At 60.9% G+C, this 5,543-nt stretch carries 6 protein-coding genes; 3 read left to right on the plus strand and 3 right to left on the minus strand.

Going from position 1 to position 5,543, the window contains the following annotated elements; translation table 11 throughout:
• The first annotated feature begins 201 nt into the window (after positions 1-201).
• Positions 202-834: a lysophospholipid acyltransferase family protein gene (locus tag NW848_RS11070; protein WP_011429237.1), complete on the plus strand. Its 633-nt coding sequence runs from the start codon at positions 202-204 to the stop codon at positions 832-834.
• On the opposite strand, the gene NW848_RS11075 is transcribed toward NW848_RS11070, so the two are convergent.
• On the minus strand, positions 822-1,244 hold the full coding sequence (locus NW848_RS11075; RefSeq protein ID WP_011429236.1) for a (2Fe-2S) ferredoxin domain-containing protein: 423 nt from the start codon (positions 1,242-1,244) through the stop codon (positions 822-824). The two genes, NW848_RS11070 and NW848_RS11075, sit on opposite strands and share 13 nt — an antisense overlap.
• Before the next feature lie 169 nt (positions 1,245-1,413).
• On the opposite strand from NW848_RS11075, the gene NW848_RS11080 reads away from it, so the two are divergent.
• Positions 1,414-2,016, plus strand: a complete 603-nt coding sequence (locus NW848_RS11080; RefSeq protein WP_011429235.1) for a 2'-5' RNA ligase family protein — start codon at positions 1,414-1,416, stop codon at positions 2,014-2,016.
• Here NW848_RS11080 and gap read toward each other — a convergent pair.
• Both gap and NW848_RS11090 read right to left on the minus strand, forming a co-directional pair.
• Entirely contained in the window at positions 2,001-3,020 is a 1,020-nt protein-coding gene (gene gap, locus NW848_RS11085) for a type I glyceraldehyde-3-phosphate dehydrogenase (RefSeq protein ID WP_011429234.1), read from the minus strand. The two genes, NW848_RS11080 and gap, sit on opposite strands and share 16 nt — an antisense overlap.
• Positions 3,021-3,200: 180 nt before the next feature.
• The gene (locus NW848_RS11090; RefSeq protein ID WP_414508760.1) at positions 3,201-3,716 is read right to left on the minus strand and encodes a cyclic nucleotide-binding domain-containing protein; all 516 of its coding nucleotides are present in this window, start codon (positions 3,714-3,716) and stop codon (positions 3,201-3,203) included.
• A 280-nt stretch (positions 3,717-3,996) separates the two neighbouring features.
• Between NW848_RS11090 and NW848_RS11095 the strand changes: the two genes are divergently transcribed.
• The coding region (locus NW848_RS11095; protein WP_414511106.1) for an SNF2-related protein at positions 3,997-5,543 on the plus strand (1,547 nt) is incomplete at its 3' end.

Consider the following 5,543-nt stretch of genomic DNA (forward strand, 5'->3'; position numbering starts at 1 on the left):
AGCGGGGCTTCCAGGACTACGTCCCGCTAGCGCGAACGGCGGATTAGCTAAAACTTGGCGCAACGTTTTCCCGGCGTCTCCCCTCGCCGCATCCCACCCTAGGTGAAGGTCTTCGGAAAACCTGTCTCCAAAGTCTTTAGGGATCCCCCCCTTTCCCCTACACTCAAGAGGGAGCTACCCTTAAGTTGGGAAATCGTCCAGATGGGCTATCGCCGCCGCGATTGGTTGGCCTACTGGCTGCTCAAGTGGCTGGTGGTCAACCCTTTATTTCGGGGACTGTATTTTGGCCGCACCTATGGCCAGGAAAACGTGCCGCGCCACGGATCCCTGATCATCGTCAGCAACCACGCCAGCCACTTGGATCCGCCGCTGGTGGCCAATGCGGTGCGCCGCCCGGTAGCCTTCATGGCCAAAGAAGAGCTGTTCCAGGTGCCGGTGCTGAAGCAGGTGATCCGGCTCTACGGGGCTTACCCGGTCAAAAGGGGAGGTGCGGATCGCAGCGCCTTGCGGGCCACAGAGGCAGCCCTGGCCCAGGGCTGGGCGGTAGGGATCTTTCTCAACGGCACCCGCACCCCCGATGGCCGCATCCCCCAGCCTCACCTGGGGGCAGCCTTGGTGGCAGCGCGCACCCAGACACCCTTGCTCCCCGTAGCCCTCTGGGGCACCGAGAAGGTGCTGCCCAAGGGATCCCGCTGGCCGCGCTTGTTTTGCCCCATCACGGTGCGCATCGGCAGGCTGATCCCCCCGCCGGCTTCCAGCGACAAAGCTGAGCTGCAGCAGGCAACCGCGGCCTGCGTGGAGGCCATCCATGCCCTCCTGGATCAGGGGCGCTGAGGGGCAATCAGAGTATCTTGAGCAACCAGATACTCGGCCACCGGCTTTCCCCCCAAGATGTGCTCTTGCAGCACCCGCTCTATCACCGGCGGCGTGGCCGAGTGGTACCAGAACCCGCCGGGGTACACCAACAACACCGGCCCAGGAACACCGTAGTTGCAGGCCCGCAGACAATTGGCCTTGGTGCGGTTGACGCGCAGAGGGCCCACGCCCGCCAGCTCCAGGTTCAACTGCTGGATCCGCAGCCTCAGGTATTCCCAGGCTTCCAGCCCCACCGCCTTTTCACAGCACTTGGGCTTGGTCTGGTCGGCGCAGAGGAACAGATGCCAATGGTAAGACGGAATCGGATCCGGCTGAGGTTCTGCAGATGGGCTTGCCGGCGTGGGAAGGGGAGCGGAAAGCTGGGTCATGTGAGGATCCGTGTCTCCTACTGCCACCGAATAATCACTAGATAATTATATGAGTAGTTAAAGAAGACGTCGGGCATCCCGACAAACCTTCTGACCCCTAGGAAATGGGGTAGAGGCCTGGGGATGTGCTGCCCTAGCCTGGATAAAAGGATCCCTCACCTGTCCGGCAATGCTGATCGATGCTCCCCAACAGCGGCTATTTCTCGCCCTCCTTCCCCCACCAGACCTGCAGGAGCAAGTGACCGCCATTAAACAACAGTTTGCCGAGCAATTCGCCAGCCGCGCAGCCCTGCGCTCGCCCCCTCACATCACCCTGGTGCCTCCTTTCGAGTGGCCCACTGCCCAGCTGGCGGCCCTGACAGGATCCCTAGAAGCATTTGCTAAGGAGCAGGCGCCAGTTGCCGTTGAGCTCTGTGGCTTCGGCGCCTTCCCGCCACGGGTTATTTATATTCACGTCGAGCCCTCCCCCGAGCTGCAACAGCTTCAGGCCAAGGCCCAGCGGCACATGAGCCTCCTTCTCAAGCAAGAAGAAGCAACGGCTCCAGCCCGTCCCTTTGTGCCCCACATGACTGTGGCCTTCCGGGATCTCCAGCCGGCCCAGTTCCGCGCCGCCTGGCCGCAGTTCAAGGCTCGCCTCTTCCAGGGATCCTTTCTCGCCTCTGCCCTGACCCTCCTCCTCCATGACGGCAAGCGCTGGCAGGTTTTTGCCGAATTCTCTCTCTCCGCCTCTGAGGGATTGAGGCAGGAAACAACAGCCTACTCAACCCAGTGAGCAGCCATATATTCAGCTAGATCCAGCACCCGCTGCGAGTAGCCCCACTCGTTGTCGTACCAGGCCATCACCTTCACCAGATCCCCGTCCAGCACGCTGGTCATCTCGGCATCCACAATCGCCGAGCAGTCGTGGCCGCGGTAGTCGATGGAGACTAAGGGGATATCGGAGTAGGCAATGATCCCTTTCATCGTGGTCTCTGAAGCGTCCTTGAGAGCCGCGTTCACCTCCTCGGCAATCACGCGCCGCTCCGTTTGCACCACCAAGTCCACCAGCGACACGTTGGGCGTGGGCACCCGTACCGCCACCCCGTTCAGCTTGCCCTTCAGTTCGGGGATCACCAGCGCCACCGCCTTGGCCGCCCCGGTGGTGGTGGGCACCATGCTCAACGCCGCCGCCCGCGCCCGTCGCAGATCGCGGTGGCCGCCATCCAAAATCCGCTGGTCACCGGTGTAGCTGTGGGTGGTGGTCATCGTGGCCCGCAAGACGCCGAACTTGTCCAGCAACACTTTGAGGATGGGGGCAAGGCAGTTGGTGGTGCAACTGGCGTTGCTGACAATGTTGTGCCGCACCGGGTCATAGGTGTGTTGGTTAACGCCATATACAAACGTGGGAATGTCGCCCCCCTTGGCCGGAGCGGTGATCACTACTTTTTTGGCTCCCGCCTCAAGGTGCTTAGAGGCCCCTTGATAGTCTACGAACACCCCTGTAGCTTCAATAACAAGATCCACCTTCCACTCTTTCCAGGGCAGGTTGCTGGGGTTGCGATCGGAAACGGCGTGGATATGCTTGCCGTTAACCAGCAGGCCACCCTCGACGGCCTCCACTTCCGCCCCTTGCAGCGGCCCGAGAATGGAATCGTATTTGAGCAGATGGGCAGCCGTGCGGGCGTCTGATGTGTCGTTGATGGCAACAATATCGAGATTGGACTGGGAGCGACCCAGCCAACACCGCAAAAAGTTGCGACCGATACGACCAAATCCGTTGATGGCTACCCTGACCACTGCTCTTAACCTCGCTGCTTGAAGTGCTTTGGGGCTGCTTAGCACATAATACCGCAACCCCTGGCTATTCTGAAGATAAAATTTGGGATCCCACCGCTTGATTTCTGGCCTCTTTTTTGAGTAGTATCAACTGATATTTAACTTTAGGGATCCCGGCCTGCCTGCAGGGGTTGGCTTTCCTCAAGCGGGGTAGCGCTGCTGCAGCAAGGCCATAGCCGAGGCCACGTTTTCGGCTCCCCGCTGTTCCAGCAGATCCGCGAACATGCTGTCGAGCCAAAAGAGGCGCTCGCCGATGATCTGGGTCCAGGCGCGGTAGAGCTTCAGCTGGACTTCCAGGGGCAATAGGAGCAGCCCCTCGCGGGAGAGGCGCAGGGTTTGCACTTCGGTCAGGCTCACCGCGGTAAAGGAACGTCGCCGTCCCGTCAGCAAGGAAAGTTCCCCAAACACGCGCCCGGCATGCAGCGTGGCCAGCCAATAATCGCCGGGATGGCGCATGTACTGGCGACGCAGCTCCACGATCCCGCTGAGAACTACGTATAGGTCGCTACTGGGATCCCCTTGTTGGAAGATCACCTGGCCGGGGGAAAAGCGGCTGGGCAGTAGGGCAGCCGTCAATGCCTTCCACTCAGCATCTTCCAAAGACTGAAAGAGCAAGTGCTCGCGAACGCGCTCAAACGGATAACGGCTGCTGCTCATCGGGCAAGCGGCTGGAAGTGCTTGGGGCCAGCTCTGTTTCATCCTACCGTCACCCCACGTTTTGGGTAGGAGGGATCCCTGCAAAAGGCTTGGGCGAGACCCAACTGGGCCATTTTCCAACACGTAGAATTTTTGCCGGCCATGGCGCCGGCAGAAGTTCTGTCCAGGCAGGCTGTAGGGGGTTCTCAAAAAAGCCGCAGAAGCTCGGCAGTCATTCCCGGAAAGCGGCAAAGATGTATACAAATCTCAAATGGAGAAAGCTCTCTAGGGATCCCGATCGATGCAGCCTGGCTCAATTGTTTGCTGCCGCCACCGCGAGTGGGTGGTGCTCCCCGCTGATTCCGAAGAAGGGGTAGTGCTGCGGCCCCTTACTGGTACGCCAGAGGATGCGATTCACATTCACCGACAACTGATGAACCTTGTAGGCGGCACCTTGCCCTTTGAGCGCATCGAGCCGGCCTTCTTCCCGCTGCCCTGCGCCGACCGAGTTGCCGATGCTGCAGCCGCCCATCTCCTCTGGCAGGCAGCGCGGCTTATCTTGCGCGAGGGCGCCACTCCCTTTCGCTCGCTGGGGCGCATCTCCATCCGGCCCCGAACCTACCAGTTTGTGCCGTTGCTCATGGCGCTGCGCCTTGATCCGGTGCGGCTGTTTATTGCCGACGACGTGGGAGTGGGCAAGACCATCGAAGCGCTGCTGATAGCCAGAGAACTTCTGGATCGCGGCGAGATCCGGCGCTTTTGTGTCCTTTGCCCGCCTTATTTGTGCGAGCAGTGGGCCAGGGAGCTGGCCGAGAAGTTTCACCTCGAGCCGGTAGTTATCCGCTCGGGGACGGTAGGGCAACTGGAGCGGCAAACCCCGCTGGGACAGAGCCTCTACGAATACTTCCCGGTGCAGGTGGCCAGCATTGATTTTGTCAAAACAGAGCGCAACCGCCCTCAATTTTTACAGTTTTGTCCTGAGCTGGTCATTGCCGACGAAGTGCACGGTGCGGCGGCGGCCAGTTCCGGCAGAGCTCAGCAGGAGCGGCATGCCCTTTTGAGAGCCATTGCCCAAGCGCCCAACCGCCACCTGATTCTGCTGACGGCTACTCCCCACAGCGGCATCCCAGAGGCCTTCCGTTCCTTGCTGGGGCTGCTGCGGCCTGAGTTTGAGGCGTGGGACTTTCAGGATCTCACTGAGAGCCAGCGCCTCGAGCTGGCCCGTCACTTTGTCCAGCGCACGCGGCGGGACATTAAGGAGACCTGGCAAGAAACCGCCTGCTTCCCAAGCCGAGAAGCTGAAGATGAGACCTATGACCTTTCGCCCCGCTACCGCGAGCTGTTTGAGCGCACCTATGCCTTCTGCGCGGAGCTGGTGCGCACCGGCCAGCAGATGGAACAGCGGCGGCGGCGAGTACGCTACTGGGGGGCGCTGGCTCTTTTGCGCTGTGTCATGTCCAGTCCGGCAGCGGCCTTGGCAGCGCTGGCCAATCGCGGTGCAGGCTCCCGGGAGGAAGAAGCTGAAGAGGCCGAGGAGAGCTTTAGCCGCTGGGTGTTCGAGTCAGCAGAAGAGCGTACTGACGACGAATTACCGCTGCCAGCCCTCGAAGCAGCAGATCAAACTCTGCCCGACAGCGACCGCCGCCGGCTGCGCGAGCTCGCCCGCCTGGCTGGTCAACTGCGTGGCGTAGACCAAGACACCAAGCTGGCGCGGGCCATCGAGCTAGTGAAGCGGCTCCTCAAAGAGAGCTTTCACCCCATTCTCTGGTGCCGCTATGTGGCCACGGCGGAGTATCTTGCCGACCACCTTCGACACCACCTGCGATCCTCAACACACGTAGCCTGCGT

It is taken from the genome of Synechococcus sp. RC10A2 (genome assembly GCF_047502605.1).

Excerpts from the sequence above, each read along its gene's own strand:
- NW848_RS11070 (WP_011429237.1), top strand. The coding sequence starts at position 202 with ATGGGCTATCGCCGCCGCGATTGGTTGGCCTACTGGCTGCTCAAGTGG.
- NW848_RS11090 (WP_414508760.1), bottom strand. The coding sequence starts at position 3,716 with ATGAGCAGCAGCCGTTATCCGTTTGAGCGCGTTCGCGAGCACTTGCTC.
- NW848_RS11075 (WP_011429236.1), bottom strand. The coding sequence starts at position 1,244 with ATGACCCAGCTTTCCGCTCCCCTTCCCACGCCGGCAAGCCCATCTGCA.
- NW848_RS11080 (WP_011429235.1), top strand. The coding sequence starts at position 1,414 with ATGCTGATCGATGCTCCCCAACAGCGGCTATTTCTCGCCCTCCTTCCC.